Source organism: Arthrobacter sp. P4_H3, from assembly GCF_056400885.1.
In genome coordinates, this window is sequence record NZ_JBFUKK010000005.1 from 71,189 (window position 1) to 97,510 (window position 26,322).

A 26,322-nucleotide genomic window follows, 5' to 3' on the forward strand; every position below is an offset into this window, starting at 1 on the left:
AGTTTTCCGGCGAATCCGCAGCTGACCGGCGAATTCGCGTTTGCGCCGCGCCCGGCAAACGTGGTCGAGTAGATGCATGACTGAACAGCCTGCACCCGCGGAAATCCAGCCCCTGAACGACCTCGAGGAGAAGCTCGCCACAGGTGACCACCCGGATGCCAACCCGGTGGACGTCATCCTGTCCTTCCTCAACAACGAGGTCTACATCATCAGCTCCGATGCGCTCGAAGGCGAAGACGCGCAGGTCGAGCCGCTGGTACTGTCCAACGCCGAGGGTAAGCCCGTACTGGCCGTGTTCTCGCACCCGAGCCGCGTTGACCAGCAGTTCCTCGATGCGGCCCCCAACGTCCTGGGCACCCAAGGAGCCGCCATCATCGGCAACCTTGGCGAAGAGCTCGGTATGGTCATCAACCCCGGCAGCGCCTTCGGCTTTGAAATCGATCCTGAGGGCGTGGCGAACATCCGCCGCGACTTCAAGCGCGCGGACCAGCCTTCCGACGGTACCGCCGAAGCAGCAGCCGAGTAACAGCCGCTGTAATCCCGACCCGGACAAGCAAGCCGCCGACGCATTTGCGCCGGCGGCTTGCTATCGGTGAATAATGGCAGAATGCGTCTAGGCGTCCTCGACATCGGTTCCAACACTGTCCACCTGCTCCTGGTTGATGCGCATCCCGGCGCGCGCCCGGTGCCCTTCGCCTCGCATAAACGTCCGCTCTCGCTGGTGCAGTTCCTCGACGCCGAGGGAAACATCAACGACGCCGGCCAGCACGAACTCATCGAATTCGTCCTCGAAGCGTGGGAGTTTGCGGCCAAACACAAAGCGCAGGACCTGCTGGCGTTCTGTACATCCGCCATCCGCGAGGCCACCAACGGGCCGGCCGTTCTGGCCCGGGTCAAGCACGAAACCACCGTGACGCTCCAGGAGCTCACCGGCAGCGAGGAAGCGTCCATGACCTTCTTTGCCGTCCGGCGCTGGTACGGCTGGGGCGCCGGACCCATCCTGAACCTTGACATCGGCGGCGGCTCCTTCGAAATGGCATTTGGCCAGGACGAGCTGCCGGAGCTGGCGACGTCCGTACCGCTGGGAGCGAGCCGCCTGACCCGGGACTGGCTGCACGAGGATCCGCCTTCCGCGAAGAGCGTCAAGGAACTCCGGCGCTACATCCGCGCAACCCTCAAGCCTGCAGTCCGAAGCTTCAACGAGCTGGGCAGGGCGAATGTGGTGGCCGGGACATCCAAGACCTTCCGCTCGCTGGCCCGGATCGCCGGTGCAGCCCCAAGCGCCGCCGGACCGTACGTCAAGCGCGAACTGGGCGCCACGGACCTTGGCCTCTGGGCGCAGCGGATTTCGGCCATGAAGACGGAGGACCGGCTGCACCTCCCGGGCGTTTCCGAGGCCCGCGCCAACCAGCTCCTCGCCGGAGCGCTCGTGGCTGAGGCGGCGCTGGAACTCTTCGAATTCAAGAAGGTCAAGATCTGCCCGTGGGCACTGCGGGAAGGGCTGATCCTGCGCAGGCTGGACCAGCTGATTTTTGAGGGACCGCTGGAGCCGGCGGCCCACGTCGCGCTGCCGCCGGTTGCGGCGGCCACCGCCCTCGCGACAGCTGCGGCCGCGACAACCACCACGGGCCCGGCCACCGTCCCCGCCGCAGCCTCCGGCGGGAGGGCCGACTGAGATGAGTAACGGCGTCGAACCTTCCACTGAAGAAAACCGCGTGATCCCGGTGGCGCTGTCCAGCGCCTCCGTCTACCCGCTGAGCGTGCATGATGCTTTCGCCGTGGCGCAGGACCTTGGCTTTGACGGCGTGGAAGTGATGGTCACCAACAATGCCACCAGCCAGAGCCCGCATTCCCTGCTGGAGCTCAGCCACCGCTACCGGCAGCCGATCGTCTCCATCCATGCACCGACACTGCTGCTGACGCAGAAGGTGTGGGGATCGGCCTGGAACAAGATCGAGATGTCCTGCCGGATGGCCCGTGAGGTGGGCTGCGGCACCGTGGTGGTGCATCCCCCGTTCCGCTGGCAGAGCAACTACGCGGAGAACTTCCCCGCCGGCATACGCCAGCTCGCCGACATGTACCAGGTGCGGATCGCCGTGGAAAACATGTACCCGTGGCGTGTGCGGGGCCGGGAGACGGTTGCCTACCTGCCGCACTGGGACCCGCTGGGCCAGGATTACGACGACGTCACGTGGGACTTCTCGCACGCCGCCACTGCGGGGGCCAACAGTGTTGAGGCGATCAAGGCCCTGGGCAGCAAGCTCCGGCACATCCACCTGACGGACGGATCCGGCTCCGGCCGGGACGAGCACCTCATTCCCGGACGCGGCAATCAGGGCTGCGCCGAGGCGCTGCAGCACCTGGCCGGCAGCGGTTTCGACGGCGTGGTGGTGGCGGAGATTTCCACCCGGCGGGCGAAGTTCGCGGGGGAGCGGGAACAATGGCTGAACGAAACCCTGAGGTTTGCCCGGCAGCACCTGAGCCTCCCGCTGGTCGGAGCAAGGGACGCCTAGGCAGGCCTTCGCAAGGAAAAGATGCACTGGGTGCCGCAGGCGGTGTCGATACGGACGGGCGCCGTTCGTATAGAAGGTGAGAGGCCGGCACCGGGCCGGCCGAATCCTCAAGGAGGAAAACCAAATGTCACAGTACCTGCTCAGCATCTACCAGCCCGACGGTCCCGCTCCCTCGGCGGAGTTCCTGGAGCCGATCATGCGCGACCTGGACACCCTGAACCAGGAAATGAAGGCGGCCGGTGCCTGGGTGTTCGCCGCCGGGCTCCATCCCGCGGATACCGCCACCGTGTTGCGGCCGAAGGACGACGAAGTGCTCATCACAGATGGCCCGTTCACCGAAGGCAAGGAGCACCTCGGGGGATTCACCATCATTGACGTCGAGGACCTGGACGCCGCGCTGGACTGGGGACGCAGACTGGCCAAGGCCGTCACCTTGCCCGTTGAAGTGCGCCCCTTCCAGCACTAGGGACTCGGACGCATCCGGATGACCGGGCCCGGTTCCACGTCGGGGAATTCTGCTGCGGAGGACTCTACGGAGTCGATAGCCCGGATCTTCCGCAAGGAGTACGGCCGCGCCGTGGCAGTCCTGGTCCGGGTCTTCGGCAGCCTCGATATCGCCGAGGACGCCGTCCAGGACGCCTTCACCGCGGCCGTGCAGCGCTGGCCGTCCGCTGGCATCCCGCCCAGCCCGGCAGGGTGGATCATCACCACTGCCAGGAACCGGGCCATCGACCGGCTGCGCAGGGACGCCGCCGGCGAGGACAAATATGCGCAGGCCGCCCTCCTGCATTCCCGGACAGGGGAAGCTTCCGGTGTGGCGCCCGAGGACCTGTTGCTGGACGAGTTGGCGGACGAGGCTGAGATGCGCGATGACACACTGCGGCTGATCTTCACGTGCTGCCACCCGGCCCTGGGAATGCCGGCCCGCGTGGCACTGACGCTGAGGCTCCTGGGCGGACTGACCACCGCTGAGATCGCCCGGTCCTTTATGGTTCCCGAAGCAACCATGGCCCAGCGGCTGGTCAGGGCGAAGGCGAAAATCCGGGACGCCCGGATTCCGTACCGGGTGCCCCGCGGCGCGGAACTGCCGGAGCGGCTGACGGCTGTCCTCGCCGTCGTCTACCTCATCTTCAATGAGGGCTACAGCGCGAGCTCCGGCGAGGCGCTGATCCGGGACGATCTCTGCACGGAGGCTGTCCGGCTGGCCCGGCTCCTTGTTTCGCTCATGCCGGATGAACCCGAAGCCCAGGGGCTTCTGGCCCTCATGCTTCTGATTGAGTCGCGGCGCGCGGCCAGGATGACGGCCGACGGCGGCCTGGTGCTGTTGCCGGACCAGGACCGGACGCTGTGGGACAAGGACCTGGTCACGGAGGGCCAGGCCATCGTGCGGCAGTGCCTGCGCCGAAAGCGGCCGGGACCGTACCAGGTGCAGGCCGCTATCAACGCGGTCCACAGTGACTCCCCGTCAGCCGAAGCGACGGACTGGGGCCAGATCCTGGCGCTGTACGATCAGCTGCTGCAGTTGTCACCCGGTCCCGTAGTGGCCCTCAACCGCGCGGTGGCCGTTGCCGAAGTGCACGGCCCTGCGGCGGCCCTCGGACTGGTGGACGGGCTGGATCTGGCTGGCTACGGGCTCTTCCACGCTGTGCGGGCGGACCTGCTCCGGCGCCTGGGCCGCTTCCGGGAGGCCGGTGCGGCGTACCGTGACGCGCTGGGGCTGGCAGGAAATGCAGCTGAGCGGCGGTTCCTTGAGGGCCGGCTCGTGGGGCTGCCCGAAGGGGGCTGAAACCTCGCCTCAAAGCGAATCCTCGGTTAAAGCGAAAACGCCGGGCGGTCCTGCCGAAGGAATTGGGGGAACCCTTCCGCAACCGCCCGGCGCCGCGCCGGTTCCGAGGAACCGACTGTCATCACTCGCACCTATGAGGCACTTTCCAAGTTACAGACCCAGGATGGGTGTTTCAGCAGTTTTCCCTGTGCGTAGGCTGGCAATGCGTTGCAGCGCCGGTAGCTAGGGAAGCCGCCTGATGGTAACGGGACGCAGGTTCAAAGCCGGGACACCGGTCAGGCGGGGAGGCAACGGTTAAAAGAGAAAGCACCGGCGGCCCTGGCAGGAAAATGGGGGAAACCTGCTGTGGACCACCGGTGCCGGGCAAACATCCCCATGCTTGCCTCATCACTCGCACCCTCAATGAGGTAAGTACTACGTTAGGGGCCCACTTTGTGAGGAAGCTGCGGCGAGCATGTGAGTCACCTGTGAATGAGTTTCGGCGGTCCCGCCGACTGCGGCCAGGGGGCCGGTCCATAGACTCCGGATGCGACAACCAGCAGCGAACTGCAATGATGGACCAATGAGTAACCGAATCGCATTCCTTGGCTGTGGATCCATGAACGAGGCCGTCATGAGCGGCATGCTGGAGGCTGGAACGGACCCGGCGGACGTCGTGGCGACTGTCCGGCGCGCGGAGCGTGCTGCCGAACTTGCCCAGCGCCACCATGGCATTACGGCCATCGCAGGCGAAGAGGAGCCGGACAACAACAAGCAGGCCGCCACCGGCTCCGCCGTCGTGATTCTTGGCGTCAAGCCCGTGGGTATCACGGACCTGGCCCGGGAGATCAGCGATTCGCTGTCCCCGACGACCATCGTGATCAGCGTGGCCGCTGCGGTGTCCATCGCGCAGCTCGAGGCCGCGTTGCCGGCCGGCCAGCCGGTGATCCGTTCCATGCCGAACACTCCCGCCAAGCTGGGGCGCGGCGTCGTGTCCGTGTCGCCCGGAACCAACTGCTCGGCCGAACAGCTGCAGCTGGCCAAGGACGTCCTCAAAGGCGCCGGGACTGTGGTGGAGGTGCCCGAGGAGCAGGTGGATGCCTTGTCCGCCATCAGCGGTTCGGGCCCGGCCTACGCGTTCTACCTGGCTGAGGCGATGGCTGCCGCCGGAGTCGAACTCGGGCTGGATCCTGAGCTGTCCCTGCTGCTGGCCCGGGAAACCGTGGCGGGCGCCGGGCTGATGCTGGCAGAGCCCGGCGCGGACCCCTCCGCGCTGCGCAAGGCCGTGACCAGCCCGAACGGCACCACGGAACGCGCCATTGCCACGTTTGACGACCGCGGCATGCCGGCGATCATCGCCGACGGCGCCCGCGCGGCAGCGGCCCGCGCCGCCGAGATCACAACCCAGCTCGGGTAAGCGGGGCCGGGCTACGGCCTGGCAGCGAACCTCTCGAGCAGGTCCACGTGGCCGGACACGATCAGCATGTCCCGGGAGGACACCTTGGTTTCCGGCCGGGCGTAGGTGAAGTCCTCGCCGGGCGATTTCACGCCAACAATGGTGACGCCGTACTTGGACCGAACCTTGGACTCGTCCAGGGTGAAACCCACGGTTTCGCGCGGCGGGTACATCTTGACGATCGCAAAGTCGTCGTCGAACTCGATGAAGTCCAGCATCCGGCCGGAGACCAGGTGCGCGGCCCGGACGCCGGCGTCGGCCTCCGGATAGATCACGTGGTTGGCGCCGATCCTGGTGAGGATCTTGCCGTGCGAGGGCGTGATCGCCTTGACCCAGAGGTGTTCGATGCCGAGGTCCACCAGGTTCACGGTGATCAGCACCGAGGACTCGATCGAGGTGCCTACACCACAGACGGCGGAGCTGAACTCCTGTGCGCCGAGCTGGCGCAAGGCGTCGATGTTGGTGGCATCGGCCTCGACCACGTGGGTGAGCACCGGGGCCCATTTCTGCACCAGATTGCGGTCACGCTCGATGGCCAGTACCTCACGGCCCTGCTTGACCAGCTGTTCGGCGGTCGATGAGCCGAAACGGCCCAGTCCGATCACCAGAACGGGGGCATTGTGGGCGGGGCGGTGGGTGGCGCCTGACGGATCAGCCAATGATGGGCCTCTCTTCCGGGTAGTGGTACAGCTGGCTGCGCTGGCGCAATGCCAAGGCAGCGGCAAGGGTTACGGTGCCGACGCGGCCCGCAAACATCAGCATGGACAGGACATAAACGCCCGACGGCGGCAGTTCGGCACTGAGGTTCGTGCTGAGCCCCACGGTGGCGAAAGCTGAAATGGTCTCGAACAGCACCCGGTCCAGGGAAGCACCGCTGATGTGCAGGAGCATGAAGGCTGAAACGGAAACCAGCGTTGCGCCGGCCACGATCACAGAGATGGCAACCCGCATGGTTCCCTGCGGGATGGTGCGGCCGTAGACCTTCACGTCTGCATCGCCGCGGGCTTCGGCCACGATGGCCAGGAACATCACGGCGATGGTGGTCACTTTGATGCCGCCGGCCGTTGATGCCGAGCCGCCGCCGGCGAACATCAGCGCATCCGTGAGGAGCATAGTGGTGGATTCCATGTGGTTCTGCTCCACCAGGTTGAAGCCGCCGGACCGGGTCATGACGGAAGCGAAGAGCGAGTGCGTGATTTTGTCGCCGACGTCCATGGAACCGATGGTCCGCATGTTTTCCCACTCCATGAGCCCCCACAGCACGGTTCCGGCAGCCAGCAGGATGAACGACACCTGGATGGTCAGTTTGGTGTGCAGGTTCCATTTCTTCCAATTCAGCCCGTTCTGCTGCAGCACCATCACCACGGGGAAGCCCAGGCTGCCGAAGAACACGCCTAGCATCAGCGGTATGAGGATCCACAGGTCGGTCTCGTAGGGGACGATGCCGTCGGAGTGCGGCGTGAAACCGGCGTTGTTGAAGGACGAGATGGCATAAAAGACGCCGTGCCACACAGACTGGCCAAAACTTTCGCCCAAGGTCAGGAACCGGGGGACCAGCGCCAGCGCCAGGACTGCTTCAATGACCACGGACGTGGTGATGACGATCCGCAGCAGGGTACCGACCTCGCCGAGCCGGCCGGCGTTGTTCATGGCTTCCTGGGCGATCAGCTTGCCGCGCACGCCGAGCTTTTTGCTGACCATCAGCGCCAGCAGCGAGGCCAGGGTCAGGGTGCCGAGGCCGCCCACGAAAATGCCGATCAGGATGACCAGCTGGCCGAAGAAGGACCAGTGCACGGCGGTGGACACCACGGTGAGGCCGGTGACGCAGACAGCGGACACTGCGGTGAACAGGGCCTGGTGCAGGGGGGTGAAGTCGCCTGTGGCGGACGACGCCGGCAGGGACAGGAGCCCCGTGAACACGAGGATGACAACACCGAACGCAGTCAGTGCCAGCCGCGCGGGTGAGGTGTTGGCGATGTTGTCGATGAAGTCGCGGATGCCGGTGAAGATCCACAGGCCCTCACGCTCCGGCATGCCGGGATGCCAGTTAGCCGGGCTCTTGGACCTCGGCTGGCTTTGCGTCATGTGCGGCTTTTCCTCGGTTGAAACGGCTTCCTTCAGTAGTAAACCACTATATTCCGCGCGATGACCGGGAATTTCGGCCACCAGGCTCAGGTAGCCTGTCCTTGATGACATTCCTGCCCGGACTCGCTCAGCCCGCACTGCCAACGACGGTGGTGTGGGACATGGCCATGACTGCCTACAACTTCGGCCACGGGCACCCGATGGCCCCCGAACGCATGGAGCTCACCGCCCGTCTGGCCCAAAGCCTGGGCCTGCTGGACCTGGCGCACGTCACCGTGGCTGCCCCGGACGTGGCTGGAGATGACGAACTGTCCACCGTTCACAGCCCCGAGTTCGTGGCGGCGGTCCGGCGCGTCAGCCTGAACCCGGACGTCCCCGACCTGGAGCGCGGCCTCGGCACAGAGGACGACCCCGCTTTCGCCGGAATGCACGAGGCCAGCGCCCGGCTGGCCGGCGGTTCGCTGCTGGCGGCCGGTGCGATCCTGGACGGCAGTGCGGTGCGGGCAGTGAATTTCGGTGGCGGCATGCATCACGCGGCCCGCGACCGCGCCAGCGGTTTTTGCATCTACAACGACGCCGCCCTGGCGATCCAGAAGCTGCTCGACGGCGGCGTGCAGCGTGTGGCATATATCGACGTCGACGCCCACCACGGCGACGGGACGCAGAGCATCTTCTGGGATGATCCCCGGGTCCTCACCATCTCCCTGCACGAGACCGGACTGACGCTGTTCCCCGGCACGGGTTTCGCCAACGAGATCGGCGGCCCCAACGCCCAGGGCAGCGCAGTCAACGTGGCCCTTCCGTCAGGGACGGGCGACGCCGGCTGGCTGCGGGCCTTCCATGCCGTGGTCCCGCAGCTCATCGGTGCCTTTGAACCCGAGGTCATCGTGAGCCAGCACGGCTGCGACTCGCACCGGCTGGATCCCCTCACGCACCTCAACATCAGCGTGGACGGCCAGCGCGAGGCCGCCACCGCCGTCGGGAACCTCGCTGCCCGTTACTGCGGCAACCGGTGGATTGCCACGGGTGGAGGCGGCTACAACGTCATCAGTGTTGTGCCGCGCTCCTGGAGTCACTTGATTGCGATCGCGGCCGGCCGGCCGGTCCCGCTCCGCACCCCGGTTCCCGAGGATTGGCGGCAGTACGTCCAGGACAAATACGGGGCCAAATACGGCGTCTCTGCGCCCGAGCTCATGGGCGACGACGTGGATCTGTGGTGGCGTTCGTGGGAGGTCGGCTTCGATCCCAATGACGAGGTGGACCGGACGGTGATGGCCACCCGCAAGGAACTGTTCCCGCTCTACGGCCTGGATCCCTGGTTCGACTAGGAAACCGGCTTTTCCGTCTGGAACACCACTCCGGCGGCGCCGATGAGCCAGCCCAGCAGGGACAGCGCGAACGCACCGATCAGGTCCGTGGACGCGGTTCCCTTGACCAGCCAGAGCAGCAGGACCAGCAGCCCCACGGCCAGGTAGACCACTACCGCCGCCACAATCCGTGGGGACAGCCGGGCCGTGACTTCGGCCGGGTTGAAGGCAACGCCGGCGTCGGCGTCGCCGGGCTGGAGATCACGGCGGACTTCTTCGTCGCGGCGGACCTCGGCAATGGTGAACCCCAGGGCCGATGCCGTCAGTGAGCTCAGTGATGTGGCCAGCACACCTGCGGCGGTGACAAGGGCGCCGTTCAGCGGCGGCGCCACAGTCCTGCCGTCCGGAACCCAGAACCCGACGCGGAGCAGCACGGAGGTCCAGACCGCCACGAACAGACCCAAAAACACAAAAGCGATGATGTTGAACAGCTGCTGGCGCAGGAAATCCATGGCCACCCACCCCTCATGTTCGTGCGGCGGCAGCCGGACAGCCCGGGGCAACCGTGAGTCCGTTCTAGCACCGTGGCGGGTACGGGGCAATGGCCGGTGCGCGGGGCGAAATAGTGGATGCCATCCGGCGTATATGTCGCTAGGGTGGATCACATGGTGACAGACGACGTATTTGCCGTCATTGCTGAGGCAACCCGGCGTGACATTCTGGTATCCCTCCGCTCGGGGGACAAAGCAGTGGGGGAGCTGGTTGAGGAACTGGACGCCAGCCAGCCCACCATTTCCAAACATTTGAAAGTACTCCGCGAGGCCGACCTCGTCAGCATGCGTGCCCAGGGCCAGAAGCGCTACTACGCGCTGAATCCCAAACCGCTTGCCGGTGTGGCCAACTGGCTGGAGACGTTCGACGTCGGGCCGCGGGCCGCCGTCGCAAGCGCACCGGCCGCAAGCTCACCGTCCGCGCGGATCCTGGAGGAAAAAACGGAGCAGGACGCCGAACCCGTGGCCGCGTCGCCGTCGCCGGTGCCGGCCAGTGCAGGGACCCGCCCCGCCGCCGCGGCCGCGGAAGTGTCCGGCGTCTCCGCGGGCGGGCAGCTGAGCCCGGCCGTTGCGATTCCGGTGGCCACGGCCGGGGATGATTCGGTGCCGCAGCAGATCGGCCGCACCGTGGGCCGTGCCGCCACGAAGGCCGCCGACCTCATTGCGAACCTGCCAAAGTTCGGCCGCAAGAAGTAGCCCATTAACCTCAACTAGGTAGCAGTAAGTGTCGTTTTGAGCGCTCAAAACGACACTTACTGCTACCTAGTTGAGCCACCGGACACGGGATCCCCGTGTCGGCGGTTGTGTCAGCTAGCCCTGCGCATGGCGTCGGGGGACCGGTGTCGTAGGAAGGCTCGGCACCGGAGGGCGGGCCGTCTGGTCCGAGATATGGGACGTTGCAGCGCCTTCCCGCAGCGCCTCGACACCTTCCACCGCGGCGGAAATGTCGGGATACGTCCGGGAAAAGGCAAGCAGGGTCCCGTTCTTGTCAACGAGCCGTAGGAGGAAGCCTCCTCCGTCGGCGCGGACAATCTCAAACGTACCGGGCGCTGAGCGCCAGGGAAGTTCATCGACGGGAACAGCGTCGGGCCCTGCTGGCGCCGGGACAAGTGGCCGGCCCCGATACACGAGAGCGCCTTTGGCGGCGGAAGGCGGGCCCTGGGAAAACTTCGGCATGGTAGCTCCACAATGAGGTTCCAATGGCCGCGTCTTGACCTTGTCTGACTATACGCCCTCAAGACAGCGCCCGGATTTGCCAGCGACAGAAGGTGGCTGCGCCGTTGCGGCCGCTCAGCTGTCGGCGGCAGAGAACCTCGGAGCGATAAGTTCCCCGCTGCTGGCAAGGTGTTCGGCAATATCCCGGAGTTTGATGTTGGATCTGGAGCTGGCACGGGTGAGGAGGAGGAAGGCCTGTTCCGCTGTGAGCTTGTATCGCTCCATCAGGATGCCTTCTGCCTGGCCGATCAGCTGCCGGGAAAGCAGCGCTTCGCCGAGCTGATTGATTTTCTGGGAGCCCGCGAAAGCAACGGCGGCGTGCGCGGCAACAAGGAGGCCGACCTGCTCGGATTCGTCGTCAAAGGCATTCGGTTCGGCGCCGTAGAGGTTCAGCGCGCCAAGCCGATCACCTTCAACGAACAACTGGAACGAAAGCATGCTCCGTGCCCCGAGTTTCACGGCGCCCTGAGAGAATTCGGGCCAGCGGTCTTCCAGGCTGAGGTCTGGAACACGAACCACGCGGTCCCCGTAAGCCGCGTCCAGGCAGGGCCCTTGCCCGGTGGAGCTCTGCAGGGCGTCGACTTGGCGGGCCAGGTCTCCCGAAGCGACTTCGGAATCAACCTTTTTCCGGCCCGTAACGAGGCTAATGGAGGCATGCGCAGTGCCTGGGATCAGGTCCAGGGCAGCCTGCACGATGCCGGACAGGACGGCGTGGACATCATCGTCCTGCTGCAGCTCCCGTGCGAGGTCACTGAGCTGGGCAGCCAGCTCGGAGCTGACACGGCCGTTTCCCTGCCCGGTATTGCTTACCGCTGGTCCGTTCACGCTCATCCCTAGCCTCCGCTGCTCCGTGTGATTCATCAGCTTCCCGTTTTCAGGCACGACATCCGTCGATGCCAGTACAGATAGCGCTGTGAAAATCTAGATATTTATAGCGTAGGCCACATCCTTCGAACGAGCCCGGCTGGTTCCCGGCCAACAGTCACAGCCCCGATCCGCAAGTAAGTAGCAGCACGTGTCGTTCTGAGCGCTCAAAACGACATCTGCTGCTACTTAGTTGGGCGGGGCCTTCGAAACGGGACCCGGGCTACTTGCCGAGGATCCGCACGTGGTCCGGGGTGAGCTCGGAGAGCTTGCTGACGCCCAGCAGGGCCATGGTGCGGGTCATGTCCTTCTCCAGGATCTGGAGGGCACGGTCCACACCGGCGCGGCCGCCGGCCATGAGGCCGTACAGGTAGGCGCGGCCGATCAGTGTGAAGTCGGCGCCAAGGGCCAGCGCGGCGATGATGTCCGCACCGCTCATGATGCCGGTGTCCAGGATGATCGCCGCGTCGCTGTTGTCCTTGGTGAAGGCTTCCTTCACCTCGGGCAGCAGGTGGAACGGGATGGGGGCGCGGTCCAGCTGGCGTCCGCCGTGGTTGGAGAGGACCACTCCGTCAGCGCCGTGGTCCACCACCTTGCGGGCGTCGTCGACGGTCTGGATGCCCTTGACCACCAGCTTGCCCTTCCACGTTTCACGCAGCCAGTCCAGGTCCTCGAACGTGAGCGTGGGATCGAACATGGAGTTGATCAGGTCCGCCACCGTGCCGGTATAGCGCGAGAGCGAGGCGAACGTCAGCGGCTCGTGCGTGAGGAAGTTGAACCACCAGGCCGGGCGGTAGGACGCGTCCAGGACGGTCTTTAGCGTGAGTGCCGGCGGGATGGTCATGCCGTTGCGGACGTCCCGGAGGCGGGCGCCGGCGACGGCGGTGTCCACCGTGACCATCAGGGTGTCGTTGCCTGCCTTGGCGGCGCGCTCGATCAGTTCGAGGGAGCGGTCCCGGTCCGTCCACAGGTACAGCTGGAACCAGTTGCGTCCGTTGGGCGCCGCCTCGGCGACGTCCTCGATGGATGCCGTGCCCATGGTGGAGAGCGTGTACGGAATTCCGGCGGCCTCGGCAGCCTGGGAGCCGGCGTACTCGCCCTCGGACTGCATCATCCGGGTGAAGCCGGTGGGTGCGATGCCAACAGGCAGCCGCGACGGCTTGCCCAGGATGTCGGTGCTCAGGTCGATACTGGAGACGTTCCGGAGGATGCCCGGCCGGAACTCGAAGTCCAGGAACGCCCCGCGTGCACGGCGAAGGGTGATTTCGGCTTCCGCGGCGCCGTCGGTGTAGTCGAAGGGCGCCTGCGGGGTGCGGCGCTTGGCCATGTCCCTCAGCTCCCAGATGGTGCTGGCGCGCTGGAGCTTTGCGGCGCGGCTGAACTCCGGCTTCTTGAACTGCATCAGCGGGGCGAGGTCCGAGTACTTCGGCACGCGACGCTTGAGCGCGGCGGGGACCGCGGCTGCCGCCCGGTTCACTGCGCCCGTTGCGGAGGCGCCGGGGCCAGCGGGAGCCGGGCCGGTGGCGGTGCCGGGTACGTCGGTCGCGTCGGGGGCCGGCGTGGTCTCCGGGTTGTTGGGCTGGATGGTGTGCGTCATTGCTGCCTCCGGGGCATAGGGATTGGTGGCTCTGGACAGGATGGTGCTGGACAGGAGCCTCTGTGGTCTAACCACACTCTAAAGGATGTGGTCCAACCACATCAAGTACTATTGGCCCATGCGTACCCATCAATTGGTCCTGCAATGGATCGAGCACCAGCTGTCGAGCGGCGAGTTGGCCCTGGGCGGACGGCTGCCGGCGGAGCGGACGCTCGCCGAACAACTGCAGGTCTCGCGCACCTCCGTCCGGGAAGCGATCCGGATCCTGGAGGCCATGGGCGTCGTGCGCGCGGGCGTGGGGTCCGGTCCCGAAGCCGGCACCGTGGTCATTGCAGACCCGACGGCGGCGCTCGGCTCGGCGCTGCGCCTGCATGTGGCCACCTCGCACCTTCCCGTGGCAGACATCGTCCAGACGCGAGTGCTGCTGGAATCCTGGGCAGTGGCCCGGGCCCGCACGGATTCCCCGGCGCTCGCCGAGGCCGCCGCGCTGCTGGAAGAAATGGAGGCGTGCCCGGATACGGACGAATTCCTGGCGCTCGACGTCCGCTTCCACCTGGCCCTCGCCGAAGCCGCCGGGAACGCCGTGGTCAGTGCCATGATGGGCTCGCTGCGGGAGGCCATCCAAAGCTATGCCGGCAAGCTCACGGCCAACCTTCCGGACTGGGAGACCACCGCCGCCCGCCTCCGCGTGGAGCACCGCGAAATCCTGGCAGCCATCCACAGGCACGACGGCGGCATGGCCGCCGGGCTTGTGGCTGCCCACATCGAGGGGTACTACAAAGAAGCCGGGCTGGGCCCGAAGGAATCGGACCCAACCCGGCCTTAGCCCTGGAGTTTTTGTCCAGATAACGTGCCCAAAGGCCTGTTTATCTCACGTTATCTGGACAAAAACTCGGAAGGGAGGAAGGGAGGAAGGGGGGAAGGGAGGGAGGCGGGGGCGTCAGCGGAGTTCGATCTCCAGCACCTGGAAATCGTCAGCCGCGTGCCGGCCCACCAGCAGGCGGAACGTGCCCTGCTCGACCTGCCACCCGCCGTCGTAATGCCCGAAGGCCTTCGCCGGTATGCGCACCTCAATGCTGTCCGTTCCGGCCGGTGCAAGGTGCGTTCCGGCATAGCCGGCGAGCCAGCGGACCGGGCGCTCCACAGCCGACTCCGGGCGGTCAAGGTACACCTGGACCACTTCGCGTCCCGTGCGGGTGCCGGTGTTCCGGACCGGAACATGGACCACAACGTCCTGCCCGGCGGGAACCGACTGGGGCGCGTGGGCGGTACCAAGCTCGAAGGTGGTGTAGCCCAGTCCGAAACCGAACGGCAGGGCCGGGGCGGCTCCGCCGGCAGCTTCCTGCTTGAGCCAGGCCCGGTAGCCGATGTGGATGCCCTCGGAGTAGACCACCTTGCCGTCAACGGGCGTGGTGTTGAGGACGGGCACATCCGCCAGCGCGGCCGGCCAGGTGGTGGGAAGGCGTCCGCCCGGCTCCTCGGCGCCCAGCAGGATGTCGGCGATCGCGGTGCCGAATTCCTGGCCGCCAAACCAGCCCAGAAGCACGGCGCCCACCTTGTCCAGCCATGGCATCAGCACTGGCGAACCGGAGTTCACCACCACCACGGTGCGCGGGTTCACCGCGGCCACGGCCTCCACCAGCTGGTTCTGCCGGCCGGGAAGATCCAGATCCTTGCGGTCGAATCCTTCGGACTCGATGGCCGCATTGGTGCCCACCACGACCACGGCCACGTCGGCGGCCCGTGCGGCTTCGACGGCGGCATCGATCTCGGCCTGCGGGTCGGTGACCACCGTTTCCTCGCCCAGGAGGACCGCGGTGAAGGGGATGACCTGCTGCTTCGGCAGCTGGTACTCGGCCTCGATGCGCACGCGCTGGCCGGCCGCGGTTTCAATCGCGTGGACCGTCTTGGGCGGATCGAACAGGGCGGCGCCGAGGACGTCTGTGTCGTCCTCGAGCTCGCGGTTGAATACCTCGGCGCCGTCGAGCGCGAACCGGATCTGGCCTACCGTACCTACGCCCAGGTGGTGGACGCCCGCCGTCTCGGCGGTCCAGTCGGCCTGCATCCGGATGGCGGCTGCGCCGTCGGGGATGCCCACGCCGAACCAGATCAGGTGCGAAGCGAGGCGGTCCTCGCCGGAAATTTCCGAGCCGTCACCGGCGAGGAACGTGACCCGCATGCCGGGGACGCCGGACACCGGGTTGCGGAGCGAGTTGCGGGGGAACGCCTGCAACCCCTCGGCGACCTTGGCGCCGCGGACGTAGCTGACGTTGACGTTGTCGGGCAGTGCCTTCCGCAGCCCTTCGAGCGGTGAGACGGTGTATTTGGGCATCACGGTGGCGCTGCCGCCGCCCTGGGTGCGCGCTTCCTCGGCGTTGTGGCCGATCACCGCTACGCTGCTGAGCCTGGTGGCGTCCAGCGGCAGGAGGCCTCCTTCGTTGCGGACCAGCACTGCGCCGCGGACAGCCACTTCACGGGCGACGGCGGCACCGTTTAGCTGGGCGGGAAGTTCCGTCACGGCGGGCGTGAATCCCTCGAGGGAACCCACACGGGCTGCCAACCGCAGGATGCGCGTGACCTTCTCCAGGATGGCGTCCAGGCTGACCCGCCCATCATTCACGGCGGCCAGCAGCTTGGGGCCCCAGTGGCCCACCGGGCCGGGCATTTCGAGGTCCTGGTGTGCGTTGGCCGCGTCCACGGACCGGACACCGGTCCAGTCCGAAACCACCACGCCGTCAAAGCCCCATTCGGTGGACAGCGGGGTTTCGAGCAGCTTGTTCTCACTGGCCGTGGTGCCGTTGATGGAGTTGTAGGAGCTCATCACCAGCCACGCGCGGGCCTCCGTGATGGCATCCTCGAAGGCCGCCAGGTAGAGCTCGCGCAGGGGGCGCTCGGCCACCACGGAGTCCGCGGTGAACCGGTCCGTTTCGGCCTCGTTGGCCAGGTAGTGCTTGGGCGTGGCGCCGACGCCCATGGACTGCACGCCGGCGACGTACCCGGCGGCCATGGTTGCCGTGAGCCGCGGGTCCTCGCTCATGCATTCGAAGTGCCGGCCGCCCAGCGGGGAGCGGTGCAGGTTGATGGTGGGGCCCAGGACGGCGTGCACGCCCTTGCGGCGCGCTTCCTGTCCCAGGACCTGGCCGTAGCGGCGCGCCGTTTCGACGCTCCAGGTGGCGGACAGGGCGGACGACGACGGCAAGGAGATGGAGTCGTGGCGTTCATCGAAGTCTTCGCCGCGGACGCCGGACGGCCCGTCCGACATCACCACGCGGCTCAGCCCGATTTCAGGAATGGAATGCGTGGCCCAGACGTCCGCGCCGGTCAGCAGCTGGACCTGCTGCTCGAGGGTAAGGCTTTGGGCGAGTTCGCGGATCCGTGCTTCGGCGTCCGGGGAATCCGGGGCAGGGACCGCTACGGCCGGTGACAGTGCGGGGTTCATTTACTTGACTCCTTTGATGCGGATGACGAGGACAGCGCCGATGATGCCGACGGCTGCACCGCCGAGGAACAGTGCGGGGTAACCGCCGAAGGCGATGACGGGGAAGGCGACGGCGGGCACCAGGGACTGGGGCAGCGCCTGGGCGATGTTGAAGACTCCGAAGGTCTTGGCGTTCTCTGACTGGCTGCCGGGCAGGAGGTCTGCGATGAGGGCGACGTCCACCGCACCGAAGCAGCCGAGGCCGAGCCCGGCGATCGCCTGGCCCACGAGGACCTGGTCGGTGGTGCTGCTGGTGGCAATAACGATGAGGCCCACCATCATGATCAGTGCCGAGGCGATGACCATGCCTTTGCGCTTGCCGATGCGGTCGCTGATCCAGCCTCCGGCAAGGCTGGTGGCGACCGTGCCCGCGGAGCTGACCAGGGTGGCCTGGAACACCAGGCTGGTGACGTCAGTTTCAGCAACGTGAAGGTGGTCCGTGAAGAAGTACGGCAGGTAGAGCAGACCCGCGCAGTAGCCGATGTAGACCATGAATTTGGTGAGCCAGGCCCAGCCCAGTCCGGGATAGGTGCGGGGGTTGAAGTAGAACGACCCCACGATCTCCTTGAGGTTCAGCGGGGCCGGCTTTTCCGTCAGGACGCGGTCCTTGAAGGTGAAGGCAAAGGCAATTGCCACTGCGGTTCCCACAACACCGGGGACCACGGCCATCTGCAGTGCGTTGTCGAACAGCTGCGCGAAGAAGGCCGCTGCGACCAGGCCCACGGGCAGGGTCATGCCGATCAGCCCGGACAGACGCCCGCGCTCGGCCGGGGCGGCCTGGTCGGGGAGCGTTGCCACGAGTGCCGCGAGGGCGGCGTTGAAGCCCAGCTGGGCGATCACCCACGCAATGAGCACGGTGGCGACGTCTGCGGCGGAGCCCAGCAGGAAGAGCGATGCCAGCCCCAGGAGGGAGCCGCCGACGATCCAGGGCTTGCGCATGCCGAACCGCGACGTGGTGCGGTCGCTGAGCCTGCCAAAGAACGGGTTGGCAAGCAGGGCCACCATGGCGCCGACGCCGGCCACGAGGCTCAGCGCCCCTGCCCGGGTGTCGGGTGTGGTGATCTCAGAGACCTTGATGGCCAGCACCACGAGGGCCGGTGCCAGTACGGCCATCCACAGGCCTGCGCTCGCGATGGGCATGCCGATGACATAGGCGCGGGGAGCCTTGCTCGTTGCAGTACTGCCCGTTGAACTACTGCTGTGTGGGGTTCCGCTGGCCGGAGAAGCGGCGGAATCCTGGGTAATGGTCTTGACGGCCACATTGCCTCCTGACGAAAAGTGACCCTCCGTTGGGTCCTGACAATGATGCTAGCGACAAAAACCAAGTCTGACTAGATTTTTAAAGAACAAAGTGAAATACACTGGCTCAATGTCACCGACCAAGACCCGCGGCCCTTATGCAAAAGGGGCGGAACGCCGCGAGCAGATAATCCAGACGGCCACTGACGTTTTTGCCACGGAAGGCTTCGAGGGAACGGCGCTCAAACGGGTTGCCGAGCTGGTCGGCGTGAAGGAAGCAACACTGTTCCACTATTTCCGGGGCAAGCAGGAGCTGTTGACGGCGGTCCTTGCCGAACGGGACCGGCGCGGCCTGGCCGCCAGTGACGAGGCGGATGTGGGCCTCCGGATGTTGGCGTCGATCGCCGAGCGGAACCGCCAGGAGCCGGGGCTTACGACGCTCTACGCCGTGGCGTCAGCCACCGCAAATGACCCGGGGCATGATTCCCACCCCTATTTCCAGGAGCGCTATGCCCAGGTGGTGGAGGAGCTTGCCCAGGACATCGCCCGGCGCCAGGACGCCGGCGAAGTGCGCACGGACGTGTCCGCCACGATGCTCGCCAGGCTGGTGGTGGCGGCCTTCGACGGCCTGCAGTTGCAGTGGCTCTATGACAAGAGTGTGGACATGGCGGATGGTCTGACGACGCTCGTCGACGTCCTCTTGGCTCCGCCCGCGGCCTAGGCCCGGCTGAGAGTTTTTGTCCAGATAATGGCCCCAAAAGGGGTCCCAGGTGCCATTATCTGGACAAAAACTCTCCTCGGGAGGGGCTACTCCTTCGCCGGTCCCGTGCTGCCGCGGCCTTCCAGGCGCGGCTGGAATACCGTGGGGCCTTGGGGGGCTGCATCGGAGGGGACGTTGCGAATCAGGTCCCGCATCCGGTGCCACGCCTGCTGGCCCAGTTCGGTGATGGGAACCGCTGCCGTGGTGAGGGTGGGCGTGGTGTAGCGGGCAAACGGGATATCGTCGAAGCCCGTCACTGAGATGTCCTCCGGGACCCGGATGCCGCGCTCGTGGAGTCCGCTCAGCAGGCCCATGGCCACAAGGTCGTTGAAGGCCAGGACGCCGGTGGCCCCGCTCGCAAGGACCGCATCCACAGACTGGTGCCCCACCTCGAAGTTGGAGCCGCCGTCGAGCATCTGCAGGTCAATCTCCGGGTGGGCGGCCTTGAACTTCTCCAGTCCCAGGAGGCGCAGGCCGTTCGACGCGCTCCTCTCTGGGCCGGCCAGGAAGGCGAGCCGCGTGTGGCCCAGGCCCACGAGGTGTTCCGCGAGTTCCTGGATGCCCTGCCCGTAGTCCACCATCAGGCTGGGGGCGTGGGCGTCGGTGGTCCGGTTGATCAGCACCATCGGGTGCAGTGACGGCGCCAGCTCTTCCAGTTCGGCATCGCTCATGCGCGGCGCGCACAGTACCAGGCCGTCGCAGCGGCGGCGCGCCTCGCCGGCGAGGATGGCCTCCTCGCTGGAAACCTCGGAGGAGTCGGCGATCAGGACGCGGTAGCCGTCCTGTGCTGCGGCCATGCTGAGGCCGCGGAGGATCGCCTGGAACGTGGGGTTGGAGAGGTCCGGCACCACAATGCCGATGGTGTCGGTCTTGCCCAGTGCCAGGCTCCGGCCCACAGGGTTCGGCTGGTAGTTCAGCTCGGTGGCTGCGGCCCGGACCCGGGCGGCGATGGTGGCGTCAACAGTGAAATTGCCGTTCATCACACGCGAAACGGTCGCGTGCGAAACGCCGGCCTTGAGGGCGACGTCGGCAATGCCGATTCGCCGGGTGGTGGCTCTCCTGCCCATGTGGCCCCTTTCCGGGCTTCTCCGACTCCTCCCCGTTCCGGGTGATGGTTGACGTGACCGCCAGAGTCTTGATACAAAGCTTATAACGCTCTGAGAAAACGCTTTCTCATAATTCTCACCGTACCGCTACCGGCCGTCAAGCGGCCAGGGTTCCTGCCTTCCGAAAGGGTTACACCGCAATGGGCAACACAGCCAATACCGTCAATCCAGGCAGCGCCGTCGCAGCCGACGACGCAACTGCCGATGCAGCCGCCCGCTCTGTCCGCTCCGCCAACCCGGTCCGCTCCGCCAGCCCGGTGCGCAAGGCGCGGATCGTCCTGATCGGCACGGGTGGCCGTTCCGAGATGTACATCCGGGCCGTTTACGGCAAGCACTCGGACACGGCGGAACTCGTGGCCCTCTCCGACGTCAACCCCGGCCGGGTGGAGTTCTACCAGAGGCTCATCCAGGAGCTGGGGGCACCCGGTCCCGTTGCGGCCTTTGATCCCGTCGGTCTCACGGCCTTCATTCGGGAGAACGATATCGACCGTGTGGTGGTGACCACGCCTGATTACACCCACGCTGACTACATCGTGGAGGCACTCGAAGCGGGGGCCGACGTCGTCGTGGAAAAGCCGCTGACCATCGATGCCGAAGGCTGCCGCCGCATCACCAAGGCGGTGGAAGAGACCGGCCGCAACGTGGTGGTCACCTTCAACTACCGCTACTCCCCGCGCAACAGCGCCCTGAAGGAAATCATCCAGAGCGGCGTGATCGGCAAGGTCACGTCGATCGACTTCAGCTGGGTCCTGGACACCGTCCACGGCGCGGACTACTTCCGCCGCTGGCACCGCGAAAAGAAGAACTCCGGCGGTTTGCTGATCCACAAGGCCTCCCATCACTTCGACCTGGTCAACTGGTGGATCAACGACGTCCCCGAGCGGGTCTTCGCCTCCGGCGGCCTGAAGTTCTATGGCGACAAGAACGCCGCCGAACGCGGCCTGGGCCCGCGTCCGGAACGCGGAACGCCCGACGCCGAAACCCCCGGCATCGGGGACAAAACGGCCGAAAAGGACCCGTTTGCGCTGGACCTGCGTGACGACGAACGCCTCAAGGCACTCTTCCTGGACAACGAGCACTTCGACGGCTACCGCCGCGACCAGGACGTCTTCACGGCAGGCATCACCATCGAGGACAACCTGGCGCTCGTGGTGGAGTACCAGGGCGGGCCGCGCCTGAGCTACTCCCTGAACGCCCACAGCCCGTGGGAAGGCTACCGCGTGGCGGTCAACGGCACCGAAGGCCGGGCGGAGCTTGAAGTCGTGGAGCGCGCCGCCGTCCTGAACAGCACCGACAAGAAGACCGTGGTTGACCCGTCCGCGACGCCGGTCGAGGAAGAGGACGCGGTCCGCCGCAACGGCGAACGCCTGGTGGTCCAGCGGCACTGGGAGCCGGCCTACGAGGTGCCCATCGTCAACGGCGAAGGCGGCCACGGCGGCGGCGACGAACTCCTCCTGTCCGATCTGTTCAACGGCCCCGGCGAGGATCCCCTGGGCCGGCCCTCCGGCTACCTGGACGGCCTCCGCTCGGTGTCCGTCGGCATCGCGGGCAATGCCTCCCTGGAATCCGGGCTGCCGGTCCGCACCGCGGACCTGGGACTCGGCGTCGATCTTCGCCGCGGCGCCTAGCCCGCGGCCTGAATCCTAAAGGAACCAATATGAGCAGGATCTTTGTTACCGGCGGCTCCGGCCGGCTGGGACGCAGCGTTGTTGCCGGCCTCGCCGGCGCAGGCCACCAAGTCATCTCCGTGGACCGCGACGCCGTTCCCGCCGCCCAGCTGCCCGACGGCGTCGAGCAGCGCACCGCCGACCTCCTGGCGCCGGGAGAGGCGGTACGCCTCCTTCGGAACACAGCCCCAGACGCCGTCGTCCACCTTGCGGCTATCGCCGTACCGTTCAGCGCGCCGGAAGACGTCATCCTCAGCACCAACACGAGGCTGGCGTACGCCGTCATCAGCGCCGCGACGGAACTGCGCATCGGCAAGATCGTTACGGCCAGCAGCCCCACGGTGCTGGGCTACGGTTCGCCCGCGGGCTGGTTGCCGGATAGCTTCCCGGTGGACGAGGACACCACACCCCGGCCCTGGAACGCCTACGCGCTGTCCAAGCTCATCGCCGAACAGACGGTGCAGATGTTCGCCGCCGCCCAGGGGGACGCCATCCGGTACGCGGCCTTCCGTCCCTGCTACGTGATCTCTCCTGAGGAATGGGCGGGCGCGCCCACCCAGCAGGGCCACACCGTCCGCGAACGGCTGGCCGATCCGGCCCTGTCCGCGCCGGCACTCTTCAACTACGTGGATGCGCGCGACGTGGCGGACTTCCTGGACCTGCTGCTGGCCAAGATGGACACCATTCCCAACGGCCAGACCTTCTTCGTGGGGGCCGCTGACGCACTGGCCACGGCGCCCCTTGCCGAACTGATGCCGCAATTCCTGCCCGGCAGTGCGGAGCTTGCCGCCGGACTCACGGGCACCAGCCCGGCATTTTCGATCACCAAGGCCCGCGAACTGCTCGGCTGGGAGCCCACGCGCAGCTGGCGTACCGAGCTGTCCGGGCCACTGTCCGGGCCAAACGATGCACAGCCCCTCAATGTTCCGCCCCTCAACGATGAGAACTCCGACGCGCTGGTCGCGGCCGGCACAGGATCCAAGGAGACCCCATGAAATTCGACGGCGTTCTGTTCTTCCCTGTCACACCCTTCACACCGGAAGGGGACGTGGATGTGCAAATCCTCAAAGAGCACATCACGTCCCGCCTGCCGCACGGTCCGGGCGGAGTGTTCCCGGCCTGCGGCACCGGTGAATTCCATGCCCTGAGCATTGACGAGGTGCGCACAGTGGTGGCTGCCGCCGTCGAGGCCGTAGCGGGCCAGGTGCCGGTGGTTGCCGGTGCCGGCGGACCGCTGGGCCATGCGCTTGCCGCTGCCCGGGTGGCCGAGGAAGCCGGAGCCGACGCCCTGCTGGTCCTCCCGCCGTACCTCGTCACCGGCCCCGCCGACGGCCTGGTGGCATACATCGAGGCCGTTGCCGCGGCCAGCAGCCTGCCGGTGATCGTCTACCACCGCGGGAACGCCACATACACGGCCGCCTCCATGACCCGCCTGGCCGCCAACCCCAAGGTCATCGGCTTCAAGGACGGCCTGGGCGACGTGGGCCTGGCCCAGGAAATCGTCAGCGCCATCAACGCCACCGGCCGCGAGGACTTCCTGCTCTTCAACGGCCTGCTCACCGCGGAACTGACCCAGGGCGCCTACCGCGGCCTGGGCATCCCGCTCTACTCCTCGGCGGCCTTCGCCATGGCTCCGGAAATAGCCAAGGCCTACTACGACGCCTACGTCTCCGGTGACGAGGACCGCCGGCACGCCCTGCTGGAAGGCTTCTACGCCCCGCTGGTCCGTCTCCGCGACCAGACCCCGGGCTTCGGCGTCTCCCTGATCAAGGCCGGGCTCCGGCTGGGCGGCCTGCCGGTGGGCCCGGTCCGCGCCCCGCTGGTCGATCCCACCGAAGAGCAACTGGTCCGGCTCAAGGCCATCCTGGCCAAGGGCTACGAGCTGGCCGGCCGCTAATGAGTGCGCCCGTCGCCGAAGCGGTCCGGACGGCGCCGCTCATTACGGGTCTGTCCGCCCGCCTCCTGACGGTTCCGCTGCTGCGCAGCTGGGGCGCGGAGGCACCGGAAAACCACGTGATCGCCACCGAGATCCACACGGACGACGGCGGCACTGGGTACGGGTTCTCCTGGACGCCCACCATCGGCCCGCAGGCGGTCAAGGCGCTCCTGGACTTCGACATCGCGCCCTTCATCGCCGGGCTTGCAGCGAACCCCGAAACGGTGTGGGACCAGCTGTGGAAACGGCTGCACGAGGCAGGCGGCGGGGGACTGACCACCATAGCGATGGCCGGCGTGGACCTTGCGCTGTGGGACCTGCAGGCCCGCCGGGGCGGCACCTCGGTGACCGGGCTGCTGGGCCAGCGCCAGGATTCGGTGGAGGTGTACGGTTCCGGCGTGAACCTCCACTATTCCCTCGAGGAGCTGGTGGCGCAGGCGGAGCGCTGGGTGGCGGCCGGGCACAGTGCCGTCAAGATCAAGGTGGGCAAGCCGGACGTCCGGGAAGACGCGGAACGTGTTGCCGCTGTCCGGCAGGTGTTGGGGCCGGACCGGAAGCTCATGATCGACGCCAATCAACGCTGGGACCTGCCCACCACCTTCCGTGCCCTGGAGGTCCTGGGGGAGTTCGGCCTGGACTGGCTCGAGGAACCCCTCCGGGCGGACGACCTCTGGGCCTACCGCAGGCTGCGTCAGCACTCACCCGTGCCCATCGCACTGGGCGAAAACCTGCACAATATCTACCGCTTCCGCGATTTCATCGAGGCCGGAGCGGTGGACATCATCCAGCCCAACATCATCCGCGTCGGCGGCATCACGCCCTTCCGCCGCATCGTGGAACTGGCCCGCACCCACAGCATCGGGGTCATGCCGCACCTGCTGCCGGAGCTCTCCGGCCAGCTCGCGCTGACCATGGCCGAACCCACCCTCGTGGAGGACGTCGAAGACGCCTCCTTCGAACAGCTGGGTGTGCTTGACGGGCCGTCGCCCGTGCGGGTCAGCAACAGCCGGCTTACCCTCGCCGGCCGGGCAGGACTGGGCTTCGCCTTCAGCGGTCCATCCGCCGACAACCAGAACAGGAAGTCACTGTGACAACAGCAACCCTTTCACTTTCCGAGCTCACGGCTGCCGCCACCCGGGCCGCCTCCATCGCGGCCGTCGCGTCGGACGCCGAGCGCGCAGGCTGGCTCAACGCCGTCGCCGACGCTCTGGACGCCAACGTGGCCGAACTGGTGGAGATCGCCGACTCGGAGACCAGGCTCGGCACCGTCCGCCTGACCGGCGAGGTGGCCCGCACATCCGGGCAGCTGCGGCTGTTCGCCACGGTGATCACCGAAGGCTCCTACCTTGAAGCGGTGATCGACCACGCCGATCCAGCGGCCATGCCGCCCAAGCCTGACCTGCGGCGGCTGCTGAAGCCGATCGGGCCGGTGGCTGTCTTCTCGGCGTCGAACTTCCCGTTCGCCTTTTCCGTGGCGGGCGGCGATACAGCGTCGGCGCTCGCCGTCGGCTGTTCCGTCATAGTGAAGGCGCACTCCGGCCACCTCAGGCTCTCCGGGCGGACGGCGGAAATCGTCACCGGGGCGCTGGCCGCGGCCGGCGCCCCCAAGGGCCTGCTCGCCCTGGTGAGTGGCCGCGAGGTGGGAAGTGCGCTGGTGCAGGATCCTGCCATCAAGGCCGTGGGCTTCACCGGGTCCATCCCGGGCGGCCGCGCGCTGTTTGACCTCGCCGTCTCGCGGCCCGATCCTATTCCGTTCTATGGCGAGCTCGGCAGCCTGAACCCCGTGGTCATCACCGCGGCCGCGCTGGCCGAGCGTTCCAGCCAGCTCGCGGCGGGTCTTGCAGCATCCTTCACGATGGGCGCCGGCCAGTTCTGCACCAAGCCGGGCCTGGTCTTCATTCCGGCAGGCCCCGGCTTTGCAGCCGAACTGGCTGAGGCAAGCAAGGACAAGCCGACGGCGGCCATGCTCACCAGCCGGATCTCCGACGCCTACCCCGGCGGCCTGCGGAGCGTGGCTTCGCTGCCCGACGTGACCATCGTCAGCGGCACGGCGGACCAGGACGCCACCCGCGACGGCGCCGCACCGGTGGTATTTTCCACCTCCGCCGCCAACGTCCTGGAACGCCCGGACGAGCTGCTGGAGGAGTGCTTCGGCCCCACCACGCTGCTGATCGAATACACGGACCAGGCGGAGCTCTCAGCCGTTCTGGCCAAAGTTCCCGGCAGCCTGACCGCCACCGTCCACGCGCAGCCGGGCGAGGACGTTTCAGGGCTGGTGGAGCAGCTTGCCGGCCTCGCCGGACGCGTGCTGTTCGACGGCTGGCCCACCGGCGTAGCGGTGAACTGGGCCCAGCAGCACGGCGGCCCGTACCCGGCCACCACGTCGCTGTTCACCTCGGTGGGGGCGACGGCGGTCCGCCGCTTCCAGCGTCCCGTGGCCTACCAGGACGCCCCGGAATCTGTGCTGCATCCTGCCCTCCGGGAAGCCAACCCGCTGGGCATCCCGCGCCGCGTTGACGGCGTTCTGGTGCTTCCCTGATCCGGTCCCTGCGCAAGCGACACAGGAAAATCACCCTCCGGAAACGTTGCTGCAATCTTGCTGGAGGATGCTGATCTCAGTTGATGACCAGCCGTAGTTGAAGCGCTGGTCGCAGCACACTTAGCGCCAGGGGAGGGGCTCATTGTGGATGCAGGCGGGAAATCAAACGTCCGGACATGTTCGGAGTTGCAGGCCGGGGAGGAAATCGAGGCCTGGCACAAGGGCCGGCTGTTCCACCGGGGAC

24 protein-coding genes are annotated in these 26,322 nt (G+C 66.8%); 15 read left to right on the forward strand and 9 right to left on the reverse strand.

All coding sequences use genetic code 11. The features are described 5' to 3' along the window. Nucleotides 1–76 precede the first annotated feature (76 nt). The 6 genes from AC1DRE_RS08470 (at nt 77) to proC (ending at nt 5,695) form a co-directional block, all read left to right on the forward strand. Nucleotides 77–526: an SseB family protein gene (locus AC1DRE_RS08470; RefSeq protein WP_104173374.1), complete on the forward strand. Its 450-nt coding sequence runs from the start codon at nt 77–79 to the stop codon at nt 524–526. Nucleotides 527–607: 81 nt separating this feature from the next. Next, entirely contained in the window at nt 608–1,675 is a 1,068-nt protein-coding gene (locus AC1DRE_RS08475) for a Ppx/GppA phosphatase family protein (protein WP_476984210.1), read from the forward strand. Nucleotide 1,676: 1 nt separating this feature from the next. Beyond that, nucleotides 1,677–2,513: a sugar phosphate isomerase/epimerase family protein gene (locus AC1DRE_RS08480; RefSeq protein WP_476984211.1), complete on the forward strand. Its 837-nt coding sequence runs from the start codon at nt 1,677–1,679 to the stop codon at nt 2,511–2,513. Between the two features lie 124 nt (nt 2,514–2,637). Beyond that, a complete protein-coding gene (locus tag AC1DRE_RS08485; protein ID WP_476984212.1) occupies nt 2,638–2,979 on the forward strand; it encodes a YciI family protein in 342 nt (113 codons plus the stop codon). Nucleotides 2,980–2,997: 18 nt separating this feature from the next. Then, complete coding sequence (locus tag AC1DRE_RS08490) at nt 2,998–4,299, forward strand: RNA polymerase sigma factor (RefSeq protein ID WP_476984213.1); 1,302 nt, start codon at nt 2,998–3,000, stop codon at nt 4,297–4,299. Nucleotides 4,300–4,861: 562 nt separating this feature from the next. Continuing rightward, on the forward strand, nt 4,862–5,695 hold the full coding sequence (proC, locus tag AC1DRE_RS08495; RefSeq protein WP_476984214.1) for a pyrroline-5-carboxylate reductase: 834 nt from the start codon (nt 4,862–4,864) through the stop codon (nt 5,693–5,695). Between the two features lie 11 nt (nt 5,696–5,706). Here proC and AC1DRE_RS08500 read toward each other — a convergent pair whose 3' ends face one another. Together AC1DRE_RS08500 and AC1DRE_RS08505 are read right to left on the reverse strand one after the other, a co-directional pair. Next, on the reverse strand, nt 5,707–6,393 hold the full coding sequence (locus AC1DRE_RS08500; protein ID WP_104173368.1) for a potassium channel family protein: 687 nt from the start codon (nt 6,391–6,393) through the stop codon (nt 5,707–5,709). Further along, entirely contained in the window at nt 6,386–7,819 is a 1,434-nt protein-coding gene (locus AC1DRE_RS08505) for a TrkH family potassium uptake protein (protein ID WP_476984215.1), read from the reverse strand. Before AC1DRE_RS08505 ends, AC1DRE_RS08500 begins: the two co-directional genes overlap by 8 nt. A gap of 104 nt (nt 7,820–7,923) precedes the next feature. Here AC1DRE_RS08505 and AC1DRE_RS08510 point away from each other — a divergent pair, with 104 nt between their 5' ends. Further along, nucleotides 7,924–9,147 (forward strand): acetoin utilization protein AcuC, encoded by a 1,224-nt coding sequence (locus AC1DRE_RS08510; RefSeq protein ID WP_476984216.1) that lies wholly within the window; start codon nt 7,924–7,926, stop codon nt 9,145–9,147. Here AC1DRE_RS08510 and AC1DRE_RS08515 read toward each other — a convergent pair. After that, a complete protein-coding gene (locus AC1DRE_RS08515; RefSeq protein ID WP_476984217.1) occupies nt 9,144–9,689 on the reverse strand; it encodes a hypothetical protein in 546 nt (181 codons plus the stop codon). The two genes, AC1DRE_RS08510 and AC1DRE_RS08515, sit on opposite strands and share 4 nt — an antisense overlap. A 102-nt stretch (nt 9,690–9,791) precedes the next feature. Here AC1DRE_RS08515 and AC1DRE_RS08520 point away from each other — a divergent pair, with 102 nt between their 5' ends. After that, a complete protein-coding gene (locus AC1DRE_RS08520; protein WP_476984218.1) occupies nt 9,792–10,373 on the forward strand; it encodes an ArsR/SmtB family transcription factor in 582 nt (193 codons plus the stop codon). Nucleotides 10,374–10,487: 114 nt separating this feature from the next. Here the strand turns inward: AC1DRE_RS08520 and AC1DRE_RS08525 are convergent, their stop codons facing one another. The 3 genes from AC1DRE_RS08525 to AC1DRE_RS08535 form a co-directional block, all read right to left on the reverse strand. Next, nucleotides 10,488–10,853 (reverse strand): YegP family protein, encoded by a 366-nt coding sequence (locus AC1DRE_RS08525; protein ID WP_476984219.1) that lies wholly within the window; start codon nt 10,851–10,853, stop codon nt 10,488–10,490. A 114-nt stretch (nt 10,854–10,967) separates the two neighbouring features. Beyond that, the gene (locus AC1DRE_RS08530) at nt 10,968–11,717 is read right to left on the reverse strand and encodes a GAF and ANTAR domain-containing protein (protein ID WP_476984220.1); all 750 of its coding nucleotides are present in this window, start codon (nt 11,715–11,717) and stop codon (nt 10,968–10,970) included. 262 nt (nt 11,718–11,979) lie between these two features. After that, nucleotides 11,980–13,353 carry an alpha-hydroxy acid oxidase gene (locus AC1DRE_RS08535; RefSeq protein ID WP_476984561.1) on the reverse strand — a complete coding sequence of 458 codons (1,374 nt, stop codon included), beginning with the start codon at nt 13,351–13,353 and terminating at the stop codon, nt 11,980–11,982. 118 nt (nt 13,354–13,471) lie between these two features. Between AC1DRE_RS08535 and AC1DRE_RS08540 the strand changes: the two genes are divergently transcribed. After that, entirely contained in the window at nt 13,472–14,179 is a 708-nt protein-coding gene (locus AC1DRE_RS08540; protein ID WP_476984221.1) for a FadR/GntR family transcriptional regulator, read from the forward strand. A 114-nt stretch (nt 14,180–14,293) separates the two neighbouring features. Here AC1DRE_RS08540 and AC1DRE_RS08545 read toward each other — a convergent pair whose 3' ends face one another. Together AC1DRE_RS08545 and AC1DRE_RS08550 are read right to left on the reverse strand one after the other, a co-directional pair. Further along, entirely contained in the window at nt 14,294–16,792 is a 2,499-nt protein-coding gene (locus AC1DRE_RS08545; RefSeq protein WP_476984222.1) for a beta-glucosidase, read from the reverse strand. Further along, entirely contained in the window at nt 16,793–18,091 is a 1,299-nt protein-coding gene (locus AC1DRE_RS08550) for an MFS transporter (protein WP_476984223.1), read from the reverse strand. 109 nt (nt 18,092–18,200) lie between these two features. On the opposite strand from AC1DRE_RS08550, the gene AC1DRE_RS08555 reads away from it, so the two are divergent. After that, complete coding sequence (locus tag AC1DRE_RS08555) at nt 18,201–18,791, forward strand: TetR/AcrR family transcriptional regulator (protein WP_476984224.1); 591 nt, start codon at nt 18,201–18,203, stop codon at nt 18,789–18,791. An 86-nt stretch (nt 18,792–18,877) separates the two neighbouring features. Here the strand turns inward: AC1DRE_RS08555 and AC1DRE_RS08560 are convergent, their stop codons facing one another. After that, a complete protein-coding gene (locus AC1DRE_RS08560; protein WP_476984225.1) occupies nt 18,878–19,897 on the reverse strand; it encodes a LacI family DNA-binding transcriptional regulator in 1,020 nt (339 codons plus the stop codon). Nucleotides 19,898–20,076: 179 nt separating this feature from the next. Between AC1DRE_RS08560 and AC1DRE_RS08565 the strand changes: the two genes are divergently transcribed. From AC1DRE_RS08565 to AC1DRE_RS08585, 5 genes are read left to right on the forward strand one after another with little or no spacing between them, the layout of a single operon-like run. Next, a complete protein-coding gene (locus AC1DRE_RS08565) occupies nt 20,077–21,564 on the forward strand; it encodes a Gfo/Idh/MocA family protein (RefSeq protein ID WP_476984226.1) in 1,488 nt (495 codons plus the stop codon). Nucleotides 21,565–21,593: 29 nt separating this feature from the next. Beyond that, the gene (locus AC1DRE_RS08570) at nt 21,594–22,598 is read left to right on the forward strand and encodes an NAD-dependent epimerase/dehydratase family protein (protein ID WP_476984227.1); all 1,005 of its coding nucleotides are present in this window, start codon (nt 21,594–21,596) and stop codon (nt 22,596–22,598) included. Further along, nucleotides 22,595–23,500, forward strand: a complete 906-nt coding sequence (locus tag AC1DRE_RS08575; RefSeq protein ID WP_476984228.1) for a 5-dehydro-4-deoxyglucarate dehydratase — start codon at nt 22,595–22,597, stop codon at nt 23,498–23,500. Before AC1DRE_RS08570 ends, AC1DRE_RS08575 begins: the two co-directional genes overlap by 4 nt. Next, a complete protein-coding gene (locus tag AC1DRE_RS08580; RefSeq protein WP_476984229.1) occupies nt 23,500–24,630 on the forward strand; it encodes a mandelate racemase/muconate lactonizing enzyme family protein in 1,131 nt (376 codons plus the stop codon). Before AC1DRE_RS08575 ends, AC1DRE_RS08580 begins: the two co-directional genes overlap by 1 nt. Further along, on the forward strand, nt 24,627–26,078 hold the full coding sequence (locus tag AC1DRE_RS08585) for an aldehyde dehydrogenase (NADP(+)) (RefSeq protein WP_476984230.1): 1,452 nt from the start codon (nt 24,627–24,629) through the stop codon (nt 26,076–26,078). Before AC1DRE_RS08580 ends, AC1DRE_RS08585 begins: the two co-directional genes overlap by 4 nt. Nucleotides 26,079–26,322 lie beyond the last annotated feature (244 nt).